This window comes from Devosia sp. YIM 151766, assembly GCF_030285925.1.
Taxonomy (GTDB): domain Bacteria; phylum Pseudomonadota; class Alphaproteobacteria; order Rhizobiales; family Devosiaceae; genus Devosia.
This window is the reverse complement of the sequence record NZ_CP127251.1, coordinates 2,799,350-2,815,600: the sequence shown is the minus strand read 5'-3', so window position 1 is coordinate 2,815,600 and position 16,251 is coordinate 2,799,350. Positions and strand designations below refer to the sequence as shown.

At 63.6% G+C, this 16,251-nt stretch carries 17 protein-coding genes; 6 read left to right on the top strand and 11 right to left on the bottom strand.

Annotation, left to right across the window (positions count from 1 at the left end; translation table 11 throughout):
• Window positions 1-59: 59 nt before the first annotated feature.
• From O9Z70_RS13825 to O9Z70_RS13805, 5 genes are all read right to left on the bottom strand, one after another.
• Window positions 60-626 (bottom strand): CarD family transcriptional regulator, encoded by a 567-nt coding sequence (locus O9Z70_RS13825; RefSeq protein ID WP_286020019.1) that lies wholly within the window; start codon window positions 624-626, stop codon window positions 60-62.
• Between the two features lie 361 nt (window positions 627-987).
• Window positions 988-1,326 carry a ferredoxin FdxA gene (gene fdxA / locus O9Z70_RS13820; RefSeq protein ID WP_286020018.1) on the bottom strand — a complete coding sequence of 113 codons (339 nt, stop codon included), beginning with the start codon at window positions 1,324-1,326 and terminating at the stop codon, window positions 988-990.
• Between the two features lie 206 nt (window positions 1,327-1,532).
• On the bottom strand, window positions 1,533-1,940 hold the full coding sequence (locus tag O9Z70_RS13815) for an RNA-binding S4 domain-containing protein (protein WP_286020017.1): 408 nt from the start codon (window positions 1,938-1,940) through the stop codon (window positions 1,533-1,535).
• 3 nt (window positions 1,941-1,943) lie between these two features.
• Window positions 1,944-4,919 (bottom strand): helicase-related protein, encoded by a 2,976-nt coding sequence (locus O9Z70_RS13810; RefSeq protein WP_286020016.1) that lies wholly within the window; start codon window positions 4,917-4,919, stop codon window positions 1,944-1,946.
• Between the two features lie 845 nt (window positions 4,920-5,764).
• Window positions 5,765-6,550 (bottom strand): DUF3108 domain-containing protein, encoded by a 786-nt coding sequence (locus tag O9Z70_RS13805; protein ID WP_286020015.1) that lies wholly within the window; start codon window positions 6,548-6,550, stop codon window positions 5,765-5,767.
• 240 nt (window positions 6,551-6,790) lie between these two features.
• On the opposite strand from O9Z70_RS13805, the gene rpmB reads away from it, so the two are divergent.
• Together rpmB and O9Z70_RS13795 are read left to right on the top strand one after the other, a co-directional pair.
• Window positions 6,791-7,075 (top strand): 50S ribosomal protein L28, encoded by a 285-nt coding sequence (gene rpmB / locus O9Z70_RS13800; RefSeq protein ID WP_286020014.1) that lies wholly within the window; start codon window positions 6,791-6,793, stop codon window positions 7,073-7,075.
• A 103-nt stretch (window positions 7,076-7,178) separates the two neighbouring features.
• On the top strand, window positions 7,179-7,814 hold the full coding sequence (locus O9Z70_RS13795; protein ID WP_286020013.1) for a queuosine precursor transporter: 636 nt from the start codon (window positions 7,179-7,181) through the stop codon (window positions 7,812-7,814).
• Between the two features lie 26 nt (window positions 7,815-7,840).
• Here the strand turns inward: O9Z70_RS13795 and O9Z70_RS13790 are convergent, their stop codons facing one another.
• The 4 genes from O9Z70_RS13790 to O9Z70_RS13775 form a co-directional block, all read right to left on the bottom strand.
• Window positions 7,841-8,830: an esterase-like activity of phytase family protein gene (locus O9Z70_RS13790; RefSeq protein WP_286020012.1), complete on the bottom strand. Its 990-nt coding sequence runs from the start codon at window positions 8,828-8,830 to the stop codon at window positions 7,841-7,843.
• A complete protein-coding gene (gene cobT, locus O9Z70_RS13785) occupies window positions 8,827-10,716 on the bottom strand; it encodes a cobaltochelatase subunit CobT (RefSeq protein WP_286020011.1) in 1,890 nt (629 codons plus the stop codon). The genes O9Z70_RS13790 and cobT overlap by 4 nt, the downstream gene beginning before the upstream one ends.
• Window positions 10,717-10,844: 128 nt before the next feature.
• Entirely contained in the window at window positions 10,845-11,828 is a 984-nt protein-coding gene (cobS, locus tag O9Z70_RS13780) for a cobaltochelatase subunit CobS (protein WP_286020010.1), read from the bottom strand.
• Between the two features lie 111 nt (window positions 11,829-11,939).
• Window positions 11,940-12,563, bottom strand: coding sequence for a J domain-containing protein (locus O9Z70_RS13775; protein WP_286020009.1), 624 nt, complete (start codon window positions 12,561-12,563; stop codon window positions 11,940-11,942).
• Window positions 12,564-12,603: 40 nt separating this feature from the next.
• Here O9Z70_RS13775 and O9Z70_RS13770 point away from each other — a divergent pair, with 40 nt between their 5' ends.
• Window positions 12,604-12,873 (top strand): BolA family protein, encoded by a 270-nt coding sequence (locus O9Z70_RS13770; RefSeq protein ID WP_286020008.1) that lies wholly within the window; start codon window positions 12,604-12,606, stop codon window positions 12,871-12,873.
• Between the two features lie 74 nt (window positions 12,874-12,947).
• Window positions 12,948-13,178 (top strand): DUF378 domain-containing protein, encoded by a 231-nt coding sequence (locus O9Z70_RS13765; RefSeq protein WP_286020007.1) that lies wholly within the window; start codon window positions 12,948-12,950, stop codon window positions 13,176-13,178.
• A 33-nt stretch (window positions 13,179-13,211) separates the two neighbouring features.
• Here the strand turns inward: O9Z70_RS13765 and aroB are convergent, their stop codons facing one another.
• On the bottom strand, window positions 13,212-14,327 hold the full coding sequence (aroB, locus tag O9Z70_RS13760) for a 3-dehydroquinate synthase (protein ID WP_286020006.1): 1,116 nt from the start codon (window positions 14,325-14,327) through the stop codon (window positions 13,212-13,214).
• A gap of 9 nt (window positions 14,328-14,336) precedes the next feature.
• On the bottom strand, window positions 14,337-14,918 hold the full coding sequence (locus tag O9Z70_RS13755) for a shikimate kinase (protein WP_286020005.1): 582 nt from the start codon (window positions 14,916-14,918) through the stop codon (window positions 14,337-14,339).
• Window positions 14,919-15,088: 170 nt separating this feature from the next.
• Between O9Z70_RS13755 and O9Z70_RS16350 the strand changes: the two genes are divergently transcribed.
• The gene (locus O9Z70_RS16350) at window positions 15,089-15,313 is read left to right on the top strand and encodes a hypothetical protein (protein WP_502870136.1); all 225 of its coding nucleotides are present in this window, start codon (window positions 15,089-15,091) and stop codon (window positions 15,311-15,313) included.
• On the top strand, window positions 15,310-16,218 hold the full coding sequence (locus O9Z70_RS13745; RefSeq protein WP_286020004.1) for a site-specific tyrosine recombinase XerD: 909 nt from the start codon (window positions 15,310-15,312) through the stop codon (window positions 16,216-16,218). Before O9Z70_RS16350 ends, O9Z70_RS13745 begins: the two co-directional genes overlap by 4 nt.
• Window positions 16,219-16,251: the final 33 nt, after the last annotated feature.

The following is a 16,251-nucleotide window of genomic DNA, read 5'->3' as shown; positions in this document are numbered from 1 at the left end:
AAGATGAAACAAGGCCGGTGTCTCCACCGGCCTTGTTCAAATTCATATCGGCAATCCGCTTACGCGGCTTCCTCGTCGCTTTCCGCCTCGGCCGCATCGGCCTTGGTCCGCTTGGGGCTCTTGGCGAGCTGCTTCTCGATAAGCTGGACGGCTTCGGTCAGGGTCAGCTTGCGCACGGCGCCGACTTCGCGGCTCATGCGGTCCATGGCCTGCTCGAAGAGCTGGCGTTCCGAATAGGACTGCTCGGGCTGCTCTTCGGAGCGGTAGAGATCGCGCACCACTTCGGAAATGGCGATCAGGTCGCCCGAATTGATCTTGGCTTCATATTCCTGGGCACGACGCGACCACATGGTGCGCTTGACGCGGGCGCGGCCGGTGACGGTTTCCAGCGCCTTGTGGATTTCCTCGTCCTCGGCCAGCTTGCGCATGCCGACGGACTTGACCTTGGCCACAGGAACGCGGAGCGTCAGCTTGTCCTGCTCGAAGCTGATGACGAACAGCTCAAGAACAAGACCGGCGACCTCCTGCTCCTCGATACCGACAATCACGCCGACACCATGGGCGGGATAGACGACAAATTCGCCCGTCTTGAACCCAAGCCGCTGCTGCTGCTTCTTGGCTACCATATGCTGGAACTCCTTATTGACGCCCCAAATGGCCGGTTCCTTGCGGCAAGGACCTGCCATTCCTACTCGTTGACGCCCGATCTGGGCGCTTACTGCGCAGTAAAGCCTCACGCCGTCCGGGTCCGCTTTGTCCGGAACGCCATGCAACAATGGATGTTTGTCAAAAAAATCGTGCCTTGCGGCACGGGCTGGGTGACGGGCTCAACTGCATATGGCCAGACCATAGCACAATTTTTCAGCAGAATCAAAAACGACGAATCAGGCCAGCACGACGAGGCCGCGAAGCCGGCGGCGTCCTGCTAGCGGCGTCATGGTAAGCCCTTGTCGCGCCTCACCGATTTGCGGCCGGAATGCCGGCGCCTCAGTCGCCCTCGCCAGGGGCGTCGGAGAAATATTTCTCCAGCTTGCCGGTTTCGCCATCACGGTTGTCGGCTTCGGGCATCGGGTCGCGCCGCTCGGTCAGGTTCGGCCAGATAGCGGCGAATTTGCGGTTGAGTTCCAGCCAGTCGTCCAGGCCGCTTTCGGTATCGGGCTTGATCGCCTCGGCCGGGCATTCGGGCTCGCAGACGCCGCAATCGATGCACTCGTCCGGATGGATCACCAGCATGTTCTCGCCTTCATAGAAGCAGTCCACCGGACACACTTCCACACAGTCGGTATATTTGCAGGCGATGCAATTGTCGGTGACGATATAGGTCATCTCGGAGGCGATCCCGTCCAAAGGCGATCCGACCTGGGGGGAAGTCGGTCCGCCTGTCTCAACATCCCGGTTGCTAAACCCTTTTGACCCCCGCCGCAAGGGCGGGCCGGGGGACGGTTTGGCGCAGGTTCGCCGTGAAGCGGAATGCTCTGCCAAGCGGCTTCGCCGGCGGGGATTTCCCGCTCCGCCAGGCCGCGAGATGGCCGCTATTGCTCCCCGTCGTGCAATTTGTCCGTCTCCCGCCGCTCCTTCTTGGTCGGCCGTCCGGCTCCCGGCAGGCGTTCGGCGATGGCCGCTTCATAGGGCGACAGTGCGGGCCTCGGCAGCGATGGCGGTGACAGGTCCTCATAGAGCCCTTGCGCCTCGCTGGCCGGACCGCGCCGCGTTCCGGGATCGAGAATGCGCCAGATCAGAATCCGGCCATGGATGGACATGGTCAGCACATCGCCGGCGCCGACCTTGTGATCGGAGCGTCCGGTTTTTTCGGAATTGATGCGAATGGCGCCGGATTCGATGATTTTCTGCGCCAGGGTCCGCGATTTCACGGCGCGCGAAAAGAACAGGAACCGGTCGAGCCGCTCCTTGCGGAGCCTTGCCTCGGCCGGCCCTGCCAAATTCTACTCCGTCTTGCCGCGCAGGGCGGCAAGCGCGGCGAAGGGACTGTCCGGATCGAAGACGGGCTTGCGGTCCTCCCGCGCCGGACGCCGATCCTTGGTCTCGCCCTTGCTCGGGCGATTGCGATTGTCTTCGCGGCCCTTGCCATTGGGTCTGGGGCCACGCGGACCGTCCTCGGCCTCGGGCCGGCGCGGACCTTTGCCGGTGCGCGGGCGCTCGTGGCGACGACCCTGCTGGTTGTCGCCCTCGGCCTCGCGGCGGCCGCGCGGCTCATGGCGGCGCTGGTCGTTGTTGCGGCGGCCCGGGAACCAGACCTCGTCGAATTCCGGCTCGGCCGGAACCGCCGGCTCCACCGCTTCGGCTTCGGCAGGAGCGGCATCGGCAATCGCGCCTTCCGCGATATTCTCCACCGGCGCCGGGATATCGACTGCCTCACCCGCTTCATTTTCGGGCTCGATGCTGGCCGGATTGTCCGCCAGCACCTGGTCCAGCGCCGGCGCTTCCGCGGACGCTTCCTCTGGCGTCACCGGTGCCGGCGCCTTGGGGGTGCGGCGCACCCGATAGCCCAGCGAATTGAGGATCGAGGAAAAATCCTCGCCCGAACAGCCGAGCAGGCTGGTCATTTCCACGGTGACGCGGAAACCATTGCCCTCGGCCGCGCCGGCCGGCAATTCGCCCTGATAGGGACGTCCGGCATCCAGGGCGATCAACGGGCGGATGATATCGGCCAGGCGTTCGAGAATATCGACGCGCACCGCCCGCTTGCCCGCGACCTTGAAACCCGCGACCTCATAGAGTCGGGGATCGACTTCCGGGTCGACCAGGAAGGACGTGCGGCCCGAAAGCACGATATGGGGGATATCGGTCACGCCGGCCTGGCGGATGCCGCCATGCTTGAGGGCGAACAGGATCAGCGCCAATTCGCGCGGCGCCGGCTTGAGCGAGAGCGGCAGATAGATGTGATAGGCGCCGAATTTGAGCCCCAGCTTCCGCAGCTTGCCGCGCACCTCCTGATCGAGGCCCTTGACCTCGTCGGCCACCGCCGCGCGCGGCAGCAGGCCCAGATGCTCGAACAAGCGATAGGCCAGGCCTCGCGCCGTGCCCTCGATATCGGCCGGCGCTTCGAGCGCCATCACCTGTTCGAGCACGGTATTGATATGGTGGCGCAGCCAGAGCGAGAGACGGTCCTGCACCTTTTCCAGGTCCGGCCCGGTCAGCGTCTCGTCGGCCAGCATGATGATGCGCGGTCGATAAAGGCTGTCGCCTTCGGCCAGTTCGGCGACGATTTCGCCACGCCAGCGCAATCTTCCATCGGTGGCCAACACGAATTCTTCATTTGGCGAACCGGCCAATCTGTCGGCACGATTGCATATCTCCGGCGCCACCACCGAATCGGCGGCGCCCCGCAAGCCTTTGGCATCCAGCTCGCCGTCATTGCGGGCCAGAGTAAAACGGAAGCCTTCGAGCGTGCCGATGAGGTGGCCTTCCAGCCTGACTTCGCCGCGCTCATTGATTTCGGGAGATACCATACGTTTGTCTTTCAGGTGGCGGAGCAGTACGCTGGTGCGTCGGTCGACGAAGCGCTGGGTGAGACGCTCATGCAGGGCGTCGCTCAGGCGGTCTTCAATATCCCGTGTCTTTTCGCGCCAATAGCCGGGGTCTTCAAGCCAGTTTTTACGGTTCGCGACGAAGGTCCAGCTACGGATTTGCTTGATCCGGTTGCTGAGTGTGTCAATGTCGCCCTCCGCATTGTCGCAAAACCGCACCTGCTCGGCAATCCAGTCGGCGTCGACTCGATCAATTCGTCTCAAATCCGAATAGATGCGGGTGACGATTTCCCCATGCGCCGCCGGGGAAATCCCCTGATAATCCGGAATCTGGCAACATTCCCAGAGCAGTTTGACCGCTTCATGGCCGCGCGCCAGGGCGCCGGCTTCATTTCGGGCAAGAAATTCCAGCGCCAATTGATCGGTGGCAATGGGCACGCGGGTGAGGGTTCGATCCTGCGGCGCCGCTTCCAGCGAATTCCGCAGCCGCTCGATGGACGAGAAATCCAACAGGCTGTTGCGCCATTGCACGACCCGGACCGGCTCGAAATCATGGGTTTCGAGCTGCACCACCAATTCCTCGTCGAACCCTTCAGTGCCCCCGGTCACCCCGAAAGTGCCGTTGTGCCGGTGACGCCCGGCGCGGCCGGCGATCTGGCCCAGCTCGGCGGGGGTCAGCGGCCGGCTTTGACGGCCATCGAATTTGGTATCGTCGGCGAAGGCGACATGGTGGATGTCCAGATTGAGCCCCATGCCGATGGCATCGGTGGCCACGAGAAAGTCGACGTCGCCATTCTGGTAGAGGTCGACCTGGGCGTTGCGGGTGCGCGGTGAAAGCGCCCCCATCACCACCGCCGCTCCGCCGCGCTCGCGGCGGATCAATTCGGCAATGGCATAGACCTGCCGCGCCGAAAAGGCGACGATGGCCGAACGCGGCGGCTGGCGCGACAGTTTCTTGCTGCCGGCATAGGTGAGCTGGGAAAATCGCGGCCGGTCGATGATTTCGGCATGGGGAACGAGCTTGCGCACCACGCCGGCCATGGTAGCCGAGCCCAGCAGCAGCGTCTCCTGCAAACCCCTCGCCTTCAATATCCGCTCGGTGAACACATGGCCGCGGTCGAAATCGGTGGCGGTCTGGATTTCGTCCACCGCCACGCAATCGACATGGATATCCATAGGCATGGCTTCCACGGTCGCCACCCAATAGCGCGGCCTGGCCGGCACGATCCGTTCCTCGCCGGTAACCAGGGCCACGGCCTGTTCGCCCACCCGCTCCACCACCCGTTGATAGACCTCGCGCGCCAGCAGCCGCAAAGGCAGCCCGATCATCCCGGAGGGATGGGCCAGCATGCGCTCGATGGCGAAATAGGTCTTGCCGGTATTGGTCGGGCCCAGAATGGCCTTGACCGAATGGGAGGGTGCAAACGTCATCGTGGGCCCTATGTAGGCAATCGGCGCTGCCGATGCGAGAGGGCGCGGGGGCTTGTCCCGCAAAAGGACAATCCCTGCCGCCTTTTTGCCACCATGATTAACCAGCCGAACGGATGCGGAACGAAACAGCATCGAATCGGCGCGACTCACCGAATCCGGTTTCGTTCTCTACGAGATATGGTGGGCTGGACGGGACAGGCCCACAAGAAGCGGCCCTGACGGTCACTCCGGCGCCGAAACCCGTTCAGCTTGGTTACGATCTGGTAAAAACCGGCGGAAATCGGGAAGAGATGAAGGGGCGGTAAACGCCGTCGCCGCGCAGATTTTTCCCGCGTTCAGGATAAGACCCAGGCTGCCCGGCCTCTCATTCGGCGGATTTTGACGAAATAGCTGATTGACGTGCCAGGATGGCACAGGGGCGTACTGGGATTTCTCGGTCGGGCTCTTCACGGTGAGCGAGAATTGCCGGCCGGTATCGCGCAGTCCTGTTCCGGCACATTTTTCACCGAATAATCCCGGCGCTCTTAACTTGGGGGCCAAACCCGGAACAAAGCAGGACAGAATCGCGTCAATCGGGGAAATGCGGCTTTGTTCTCCACCATATCTGGTAGGTGCGCGCCGGCAGGTCCACAAAGAGGCCAAGGGGAGCCGTGGAAACCGCGGAAACCCGGTCATCATGGTAAATTTGGAGTTAATAAAGCGTCGAGGCACCCCATTCCTGCCAAGACCTTGCACAAGCAGAGGGCCAACGGGCTACCGGCATTAACCGATGCAGGAAGCATTTCCGGCAGCGGGCGCGACAAAAATTATCGAAAAAGCCGTTGACCGTCCGAAAGCGGGACAGCTCAATCGGCGCGGGCGCTGGTCAGCACCATGGACAGATCGCCCATGCTGGTGCCGATAATGACGCGATAGGGCACGAAATAGCCGGAGGCGCCCAGTGGCGCATACCAGAGGATGATGCGGCTGGTATCGGCCAGATATTGCGTCATTTCCGAACTGTCGAAATGGCCGGAGACCGGCTGGTACTTCACCGAGCAGGCGACCAGCGGCCCCTGATAGCCGGTGCGCGGCGAGGTCGCCTCGTCATTATCGAGAAAACCCATCCTGATATTGAAGCGCTCCACGCCGGTGAAGATCTTGAAGTCCTGCTGGCACAGCGATCGGTCGAGTGCCCGGCCCTTGAGCATGAAGGACGAGAGAAAATCGCCCACTCCGGTCAGATGCGTGCGTTCCAGCGGCACCCGGTCATAGGAATCGAGCACCGGCGGGTTCACCTGGAACGAGCCGACATTGCGCCCTACAAAGCCGACATCGACATTGAACAATTCGCCATTGGCCCGGGTTTCGAGCTGGAAGCGCTCCGATTGCAGGACGGATCCCGACGAGGAGCCGTCGACATTGGCCTTGGCCGTGCCGCTGGCGACGACATTGCCCAGCCCGGTCACCCGCGCCGAAAGCTCGAAGCCATAGCGGCGGCCGTCATCATCGAAGTCGATATCGACCAGGGCCACATTGATGCCCCCTACGGTAACGACATAACTCACCCGCGCATCGACGGGCGCCGCCAGCACGGGCTGGGCGGCAAGGGGGGCAAGCAGGGTAAGCAAAGCGAGGGCGGAACGGATCACGACAAGTTTCTCGGCTGGGGCGCCCGCCGGAGGCGCTGGCCGGACGGGAGCGAATCATTTTCAGCTGTCACCGTGCCGTCGCTCCCGGCGTCGCGCAAGGCGCTCGCGCCTGTTTGAATCGGCGTTTGGCTTGACGAACCGGGCTGTTTTCTCTACAGAGCCGGCAGATTTCATCACAATCGAGGCCCGTCGCGGATATTCCGCCACGCAGGACCTTTACACAAACAGGATATCGACCAAATGGCACGTCGCTGCGAATTGACCGGCAAGGGCGTAATGGTGGGCAACAATGTTTCGCACGCCCTCAACCGCACCCGCCGCCGCTTTCTCCCCAATCTGGTGAACGTCACCCTGCTGTCCGATGCGCTGAACCGCTCGGTCAGGCTGCGTATCTCCGCCGCCGCGCTGCGCACGGTCGAGCATCGTGGCGGTCTCGACGCTTTCCTGCTCAAGCAGGACGACGCCGACCTCAGCCCGATGGCCCAGGGCATCAAGAAGGAAATCCGCGCGGCCCTCGCCGCCTAAGCGATTTTCCGCTACAGTTTTCGCCGCGTGGAGTGAGCTGCTCCGCGCGGTTTTCTTTTCCGCACCGGTCCGATGCCGGCCCGCGGACATAAAGGATGGTCAGATGCTGTCTCGTTTTCTGGTGGCCGTGGCCGCCATGGTGGCCGTAGTCGCCGCCTCCAATTTCCTCGTGCAATTCCCGGTCGATGTGACCCTGGGCGCCGTTCATATCGGCGACCTGCTCACCTGGGGCGCCTTTACCTATCCGGTGGCGTTCCTGGTCACCGACCTGTCCAACCGCGCTTTCGGCCCGCAACGGACCCGCCTCGTCGTCGTCGCCGGCTTCGCCGTCGCGGTGGTGCTCTCCATCTGGCTGGCGACGCCGCGCATCGCCATCGCCTCCGGCTCGGCCTTCCTCGTGGCCCAATTGCTCGACGTGTCGATCTTCCACCGATTGCGCAACGGGCCGTGGTGGCATGCGCCGATGTTCTCGTCGCTGTTCAGTTCGGCGCTCGATACGGCGATCTTCTTCTCCCTCGCCATGGCTCCGGCCTTTGCCGGCATCGACACCTGGTTCGGGCTGGAGGATTCCTCGCTCGCCTTCCCCGCGCCCTTGCTCGGCCTGGGGCCGCAGGTCGAACTCTGGCAATCCCTGGCTTTGGGCGATTTCTTGGTAAAGCTGGTCATGGCCGTGCTGATGCTGGCGCCCTACAAGACCATTCGCGATCTTGTCTTGCGCCGCATGCCGGTGGCCGCCTAGCACTCCGCGCCGGCATAGCAGGACGCTCACTCGGGCAGGGCGAATTCCAGCAGCAGCGTCCGCTGCCAGCCGTTGAAATTATTGTCGGAGCCCATGAAGATGCGCGTCTCGCCGCCCGGCGTGGTGTGCACCATCAGGCTTTCCATATTGTCGATCTCGGGCCCCTGCGCCGAGAGCAGCAATTCGCCGCGCATCAGGTTGCCCGGCCGCACCTCGGCCGCCGGCACCCGCCGCAGATTCATGACGAAGGCGAACAGCGATACGCCCCGCTCCAGTACCAGCAGGTCGCCATTGGGCAGAAAGGCGCAATCGGTGGGGTTGACGATGGGCGAATTGACATAGCCGATCGGCCCCTTGTCGTTCACCCCCAGCAATTCGCCGCGATGATTGCCCTGCGCGTCCAGCGCTTCCTCGGTGAGCAGCAGGGTCGAACCGGCAATGGGCGATGCCGGCGGCGCGATACAGATCGATTCCAGCGATTCATTGGTGCGCAGATCGGTAAGCCATTGCGGGATGGCGACTTCGCGCGCCGCGCCGCCCGGACGGCCATTGGTGATGGCGAAATCGGCCACCCGCGTCAGATGTTCAAAGGAAACCCGCACCGCCGCCGGCTCCCCATCGCGCCATATCGTATCCATGCCTTCGGCATCGCGCGCATATTGGCGCGGCAGCGGTTGGCCCACGGAATTCTGCATCGCCTCGATATGGACGCCGATAAATCCGAACAGCCGATCGGACTCGTCATAAGCCAATTGTCCGGAAACGAAATGCCCCCGGTCGGAGATGAAGGCGATGCGTTGCTCCGCGCCGGTCCGGGTAACGCTCGACAATCCGCCAAAGGTGTCGTCGGGGCTTTGCAGGGTCAGTCCGCCGCGAAAGATCAGGCTGTCCACCTGCTGGTCGAGTTCGGCGCCCTTGAAGCGGGTGACCTGCGCTGCGCTTACCGTCGCCTCCACCGCCCAGGCCCCATTGGCCAGGCTCAGCAGCAGCACGGCAAGGGCGGCGCGCAGCATCATCCCCGTGACCGCCTTCGCGTTTGAGCCGGCAATTCCTCATCGAACAAAGCCGCCAATTCGTCGGTCAAGGCCCCGGCCAGCTCCTCGGCATCGAGCAGCGTCACGGCGCGGCGATAATAGCGGGTCACATCGTGACCGATGCCGACGGCGACCAATTGGATGGGCGAGCGCGTCTCGATATCCTCGATCACCTGGCGGAGATGGGCTTCGAGGTAATTGCCGGCATTGACCGATTGCGTGCTGTCATCGACCGGTGCGCCATCCGAAATCACCATCAGGATGCGCCGCTGCTCCGGCCGCGCCATCAGCCGCTTGCGGGCCCATTCCAGCGCCTCGCCATCGATGTTTTCCTTCAGCAATCCCTCGCGCATCATCAGGCCCAGATTGCGCCTTGCATGACGCCAGGGCTCGTCGGCGGCCTTGTAAATAATGTGACGAATATCGTTGACCCGGCCCGGATTGGCCGGGCGATTGGCCTCGAGCCAGGCTTCGCGGCTCTTGCCGCCCTTCCAGGCGCGGGTGGTGAAGCCGAGGATTTCCACCTTGACCCCGCAGCGCTCCAGGGTGCGCGCCAGGATGTCGCCGCAGATCGCCGCAATGGTGATCGGCCGGCCGCGCATCGAGCCGGAATTGTCGATCAGCAGCGTCACCACGGTGTCGCGGAAATCGGTGTCGTTCTCGACCTTGAAGCTCAGGGCCTGCATGGGGTCGGTGACCACGCGGGTCAGGCGCGCCGTGTCCAGCACACCCTCTTCGAGGTCGAATTGCCAACTGCGGTTCTGCTTGGCCATCAGCCGCCGCTGCAGCTTGTTGGCCAGCCGCGCCACCGCGCCGGCGAGATTTTCCAGCTGCTTGTCGAGCAGCGCCCGCAACTGGTCCAGTTCGTCCGGCGGGCACAGCTCGGCGGCCTTGACGATCTCGTCGAATTTGGTGGTGAACACCTTGTAGTTGAACTGATTGGACAGGCGCTCACCGCCATCCTTGGCCGGCGGGGGCATGGGGGCATCTTCGCCCGCCTCGGCCTCGGCATCCTCGTCGGCATCGGCCATATCGGCCTCCATGCCTTCGACATCGCCGGCTTCCTCGCTCTCGCTGGCCTGCTGGTCTTCCTCGCTGTCGGCCTGCTCGCTCTCGCCTTCGCCCTGTTCGGGCGTCTGGTCCGATCCCTGCGCCTGTTCGGGCTGGTTATCCTCGCCTGCCTCCTCGTCGCCATCGGCGGGATCGTCCATGTCGCCCTCGGCGATCAGGTTGAGATCGCGCAGCACGGCGCGGGCGGCCCTGGAAAAGTCGTCCTGGCTCTCATAGGTGTCGAGCAATTGATCGATCGAATTGCCGGCCTTGGCTTCGATCTCCTGCCGCCACAGATCGACGAGCGCATGACCCGATGGCGGCACCTCCACCCCGGCCAGCCGCTCGCGCAGCATTAGGCCCAGCGCCTCGGCCAGAGGCGCATCGCCCTTGTCGTCGATTTCGGCGAAATTGGCGCGGAAGAGGCGATCCTCCAGCATTTCGTGGATATTGCCCTTCATCCCCGGCATGCGGATGCAGCCCAGCGATTCCACCCGCGCCTGTTCCAGCGCGTCGAACGCCGCCCGCGCCTGCGGGTCCATGGGACTGCGTTTGCGATGGGCATCGGGATCGTGGCTGGCCAGCCGCATGGCCATGGCGTCGCCCTGGCCGCGGGCAATGGCGATGTCGCGCTTGGTCGGCAGGCGCGGCAGATTGGCGAGGCGCGCCTTGTCGGAGGTCAGCAGCGGCCGGTCGGCGGTGAAGCTGACTTCAAGCTCGGGCTTGCCGCCGATGGCGCGCACCGTCGCGCCCATGGCGCTCTTGAACGCCTGCGTCTGGTCCGGCTTGTTGGCTTTGCTGCGCGGAGGATTGGCCATGATCTGTCATTTCCGTGCCCGCGACCTCATGGTTCGACAAGCTCACCATGAGGTCTACGGAATATCGCAGAAATCACAGTAGGCCCCATGGTGAGCTTGTCGAACCACGAGGCCGAACGCGCTGGCGCTCAGGCCATCACTGCCAGATTGGCGGAGCTTTCCGGCAGATCCTCGCCGAAGACACGCTGATAGAACTCGGCGACCACCGGCCGTTCGAGCTCGTCGCATTTGTTGAGGAAGGTCAGGCGGAAGGCAAAGCCGATATCGCCGCCGAAGATCACGGCATTCTCGGCCCAGGTGATGACGCCGCGCGGGCTCATCACCGTCGAGATATCGCCATTGATGAAGGCCGAACGCGTCAGGTCCGCCAGCCGGACCATATTGGCAATCTGCTTCCTGCCTTTTTCGGTTTCGCCATAGCTTTTGTTCTTGGCGAGCACGATGCCGACTTCCTTGTCATGCGGCAGGTAGTTGAGCGTGGTGACGATGCTCCAGCGGTCCATCTGCCCCTGGTTGATCTGCTGGGTGCCATGATAGAGCCCCGACGTATCGCCCAGGCCGATCGTATTGGTGGTCGAGAACAGCCGGAAGGCCGGATGCGGGACGATGACGCGGTTCTGGTCGAGCAGCGTCAGCCGGCCCGATTGCTCCAGCACGCGCTGGATCACGAACATCACGTCGGGACGGCCGGCATCGTATTCGTCGAATACCAGGGCCACATTGTTCTGCACCGCCCAGGGCAGGATGCCGTCGCGGAATTCGGTGATCTGCTTGCCATCCTTGAGCACGATGGCGTCCTTGCCGACCAGGTCGATCCGGCTCACATGGCTGTCGAGGTTGACGCGCACCAACGGCCAGTTCAGCCGCGCCGCCACCTGCTCGATATGCGTGGACTTGCCGGTGCCGTGATAGCCCTGCACCATGACGCGGCGGTTATAGGCAAAGCCGGCCAGGATCGCCAGCGTGGTATTGCGGTCGAACAGGTAATCCGGGTCGATCGGCGGCACGTGGCCGGTGCGCTCCTTGTAGCCCTTGACCACCATGTCGGTATCGATGCCGAAGAGTTCCCGCGCCTGGTATTCGGTGTCGGGCAAGTGGGCGAATTCAGTCATGGCACGGCTCTTGATAGGGGGAAAGCATAAGGGAGGGCGGTGGCTCTATAGCAGTATTGTAACATTGCGGGTAGCCTCAGGATGCGGGCTTTGCCGCCGCGCGGGCAACATTCAGCGGACCACGAATCCCATCTTTTTCAGATGGGTATAGGCCGCGATCACCGAGCGCAGCCGCTCCTCCGAAGAGGCGTCGCCGCCATTGACGTCGGGATGGTGCTTCTTGACCAGGCTTTTATAGGCCGCCTTGATCTCGTCGGACTTGGCCTGCTTGGTGAAGCCCAGCGTTTCCAGCGCCCGGCGGTCCGGCTCGTTGAGCGGCCTGACCCGTTCGGTCGCCGGACGCTTGGATTGCTGATAGCGATACCGGGCAAACACACCGAACGGATCGCCGTATTTGTCACCCGGCTGCGCCGAGCGCAGGCCGGCGGCGCGCGCCGCATCGGCGCTGCCGGTGGCGAAGCTGGATCGCGTCTCCGCCTTGGGCGGCGCGTGCAGCGCTTCGTCCAGTTCGTCCGGGCTCATCCCGGCAAAATAATTGAACGCCTTGTTGTAATGCCGGACATGTTCGAGGCAGAAATTATGATACTGGCCCTCCGAACGCACCCCCTTGGGTGCGCGGAACTCGCCCGGCGCCTCGCAGCTTTCCCAGTCGCACTTGACTGCCGCCGGCTCGGGCCGTTCCTCGCGCCGCGAACGGATGCGAATGTTATCGAAGAGCTTGGATTGCAGTTTCATTGCGCCTAATTACATCTCGAACAATATTCGGAGCCGCCCCATGTCCATGACGGACACAATCAGAGCCAAGCTCACCGACAAATTCTCGCCCCTCCATCTGGAGGTGATCGACGAGTCCCAAAGCCATTTTGGCCATTCCGGCTGGCGTGAAGGCGGTGAAACCCATTTTCGTGTCAGAATCGCGACCTGCGATTTTGACGGGCTCAGCCGTATTGCGCAACACCGCGCGGTCATGGAAGCGCTTGATGACGAATTGAAGGCGCGCGTTCATGCTCTGGCTATCGAGGTTCTGCCCGCCAATCCAGCCTAGATTAAGTATTTCCACGAACTAGGCGGAACCTCGGCAAGCTCAAAAGGTTGATCCTGGCTTGGCAGGAGATTCCCATGAAAGCGCTCAATCTCGTCACCCTGTTTCTCGTTATCGTCGGCGGCCTCAATTGGCTGCTGGTCGGCGCCTTCCAGTTCGACCTGGTCGCCGCCATTTTCGGCGGTCAGGCCGCCGCTCTGTCCCGTATCGTCTATGTGCTGGTCGGGCTGTCGGCCATCTACCAGCTCATCCCGTTCTTCAAGGCCATCTCGTCGGACGAAGTCTACGCCGAGCGGGGGCCGCGCTGATCTTAGGCGGGCGCTGCGCCAGCCGCGCCCGCTTCAGGCATTGCGCATGCCATCCATGAAGCGGGCAATTTGCGCTTCGTCCACCCGGTTCTCGATGAAGGCCTGGCCGATGCCGCGCGTCAGGATGAAGGTCAGGGCGCCGCGCTGCACCTTCTTGTCCTGGGCCATGGCGGCCATCAGCGTCGCGGTGGAGCCGAGCGTTCCGGGAATATCGGACAATCTGGTGGGCAGGCCCGCCCGTTTCAAGTGGGCCGCCACCCGTCCGGCATCCTGGCCCGGCGCCAGGCCCAATTCGGTCGAGAGCCGATGCGCCAGCACCATGCCGATGCTGACCCCCTCGCCATGCAGGAGACGGCCGGAATAGCCGGTATCCTTTTCCAGGGCATGCCCGAATGTATGGCCAAGATTGAGCAGGGCCCGCACCCCGGTCTCCTTCTCGTCCTCGATCACCACCCGCGCCTTGTGGGCGCAGCAGCGGGCCACCGCCTCGCCGCGCGCTGGCCCGCCGGCGAAGATGTCATCGAGATTGGCCTCCAGCCATTCGAAGAAATCGGCATCGTCGATCAGCCCATATTTGACCACTTCGGCATAGCCCGCGGCGAATTGCCGGCGGTCCAGCGTGTCCAGCGCCGAAAGATCGGCCAGAACCAGCCGGGGCTGATGAAAGGCGCCGACCAGATTTTTGCCGTGCGGGGAATTGATGCCGGTCTTGCCGCCGACCGATGAATCCACCTGTGCCAGCAGCGATGTCGGCATCTGCACGAAATCCATGCCGCGCCGGGTGATCGCGGCGGCGAAGCCGGCGAGGTCGCCGATGACCCCGCCGCCCAGCGCGATGACCAGATCGCCGCGCTCCAGCCGCGCCGCCAGCAGGCCTTCGACCACCTTTTCGAGCATGGCATGGCTCTTGGTGCTCTCGCCCGCCGGCACCGTGATCACTGCATAGTCCAGACCGGCCGCATCGAGCGATGAAGTCAAGCGCGGCAATTGCCTGTCGGCGACCATCGCATCGGTGACGATGCCGAAGCGCCGGCCCGGGAATTTCTCCGCCAGGATCGTTCCGGCCGCATCGATCAGCCGCGGACCGACCAGAATGTCATAGGCCCGCTCGCCCAGCGCGACATGAACCTGGTGATCGATCTGGGGCATGGCCGGGTCCTATCGGTGCTGGAGATGGTTGAGAAGGGCGCCGACAATGTCGCCGGCAACATTGTCTTGCGGGACGTCGCGGCTTTCCACCGTCACATCGGCATCGGCATAAAGCGGATAGCGGTCGGCGATCAGCTTTTCGAGCGTCGCCCTGGGATCGGTGGTCTTGAGCAGCGGACGATTGGAGCGCCGCGATACCCGCTCGAACAATATGTCCAGATCGGCCTTGAGCCAGATCGAAACCGCCTCTTTCTTCACCAAGGCCCGCGTCTCGGCGTTGACGAAAGCCCCGCCGCCCGTCGCAAGCACGATGTCCCGTTCGTTGAGCAAACGCGCGATCACCCGCATCTCGCCGGCGCGGAATTCGGCCTCTCCGCGCTGCTCGAAGATTTCCGGAATCGACATCTGCGCGGCACGCTCGATCTCCTCGTCGCTGTCGACGAAGCGGCGTCCGAGCCGGTTGGCGAGACGCCGTCCCACCGTGGTCTTGCCGGCGCCCATCATCCCCACCAGCACCAGCGGTTTTCCGGCAAGCCTGTTGGCCAGCGCCCGGGCGCGACCCTGCCGCGACCCGCCTTCCGTCCTGCTCACCTGCCGCGCCCTCCGCTCATCGCCGCTATCAAGCGGTCTGGCTCCTGCCTGTCAAGCGCGGTGCCGGCAATGGTTGATCCGCAGCGCTATTTCCGCGAGATTTGCCACAAGGAACGCGCTGGCAATCTTTTTCGGCCTAAGCTAGGGCCGACACGGCAATCAGGACCATCATGCCCACCCTTTTTCGCTTGCTCATCACCCTGCTGTTTCTCGGCGGCCTCGCCTTTGCCGGCATGTTCGCGCTCGTCACCTTTGTCGAGGTCAAGCCCAGGGAAGTCACCCAGCGCATTCCGACCCGCGACCTGTTGGGCGAGCCCGGAACGATCGGCGGCGGCGGCGTCATGCTGCCGCAGCCCAATGTGACCTCCACGCCGAGCGAAAATGCAGCGCCATGAGCGGCGGCCATCTCATCGGGACCTTCCTCGAAATGATGAGCGCCGAACGCGGCGCGGCGGCCAATACCATCGAGGCCTATCGGCGCGACCTGGCCGGTTATGCCGGCTTCGTCGCCGGTAAAAAGCAATCCCTGCTCGATTGTCCGCGCGAGACCGTGACCGCCTGGCTCGATGACCTGAAGAACCAGGGCCTGTCGGCTTCCTCCAGCGCCCGGCGGCTCTCGGCCATCCGGCAATTCCACAAGTTCCTCTGCGCCGATGGCCTGCGTGCCGACGATCCGACCCGCATTGTCGCCAGCCCGAAATCGCGCCGGGCGCTGCCCAAAGTGCTGTCTGTGGCGGAAGTGGACCGGCTGCTGGCCCAGGCCGAACAGGAAGCGAATGCGCCGGCCAGCCCGCAGAAGCAGCTTGCGGCGCAAAGGCTCTATGTGCTGCTGGAAATGCTCTATGCGACCGGGCTGCGCGTCTCGGAACTGGTGAGCCTGCGGCGCGCCGCGGTGATGCGCGACGCAACCTTCCTGACCGTCACCGGCAAGGGCGGCAAGGAGCGCGTCGTGCCGATGAACGACCGCGCCGGCGATGCGGTGCGCAAATGGATCGAGACCCTGCCGCCCGGCCCGTGGCTGTTTCCCGCCAATGGCGAGGATGGCTATCTCGCGCGCCAGGTCTTCGCGCGCGATCTCAAATCACTGGCCGGCCGCGCCCAGATTGCCGCGGCCCGCGTCGCGCCGCATGTGCTCCGCCATGCCTTTGCCAGCCATTTGCTGGCGGGTGGCGCCGATCTGCGCGTCGTGCAGATGTTGCTCGGACACGCCGACATTTCCACCACGCAAATCTATACCCATGTGCTGGACGAGAAGCTGCGCAACCTTGTGGAAAGCCACCATCCACTGGCCGGCGGTTAAGTCCGTCGCCACCAATCCCGACGATTTCACTGC

Coding starts and splice junctions, on each gene's coding strand:
- O9Z70_RS13770 (WP_286020008.1), top strand. CDS start 12,604: ATGTCCATGACGGACACAATCAGAGCCAAGCTCACCGACAAATTCTCG.
- O9Z70_RS13775 (WP_286020009.1), bottom strand. CDS start 12,563: ATGAAACTGCAATCCAAGCTCTTCGATAACATTCGCATCCGTTCGCGG.
- O9Z70_RS13795 (WP_286020013.1), top strand. CDS start 7,179: ATGCTGTCTCGTTTTCTGGTGGCCGTGGCCGCCATGGTGGCCGTAGTC.
- O9Z70_RS13825 (WP_286020019.1), bottom strand. CDS start 626: ATGGTAGCCAAGAAGCAGCAGCAGCGGCTTGGGTTCAAGACGGGCGAA.
- O9Z70_RS13810 (WP_286020016.1), bottom strand. CDS start 4,919: ATGACGTTTGCACCCTCCCATTCGGTCAAGGCCATTCTGGGCCCGACC.
- O9Z70_RS13745 (WP_286020004.1), top strand. CDS start 15,310: ATGAGCGGCGGCCATCTCATCGGGACCTTCCTCGAAATGATGAGCGCC.
- O9Z70_RS13765 (WP_286020007.1), top strand. CDS start 12,948: ATGAAAGCGCTCAATCTCGTCACCCTGTTTCTCGTTATCGTCGGCGGC.
- O9Z70_RS13790 (WP_286020012.1), bottom strand. CDS start 8,830: ATGATGCTGCGCGCCGCCCTTGCCGTGCTGCTGCTGAGCCTGGCCAAT.
- rpmB (WP_286020014.1), top strand. CDS start 6,791: ATGGCACGTCGCTGCGAATTGACCGGCAAGGGCGTAATGGTGGGCAAC.
- cobS (WP_286020010.1), bottom strand. CDS start 11,828: ATGACTGAATTCGCCCACTTGCCCGACACCGAATACCAGGCGCGGGAA.
- cobT (WP_286020011.1), bottom strand. CDS start 10,716: ATGGCCAATCCTCCGCGCAGCAAAGCCAACAAGCCGGACCAGACGCAG.
- O9Z70_RS16350 (WP_502870136.1), top strand. CDS start 15,089: ATGCCCACCCTTTTTCGCTTGCTCATCACCCTGCTGTTTCTCGGCGGC.
- aroB (WP_286020006.1), bottom strand. CDS start 14,327: ATGCCCCAGATCGATCACCAGGTTCATGTCGCGCTGGGCGAGCGGGCC.
- fdxA (WP_286020018.1), bottom strand. CDS start 1,326: ATGACCTATATCGTCACCGACAATTGCATCGCCTGCAAATATACCGAC.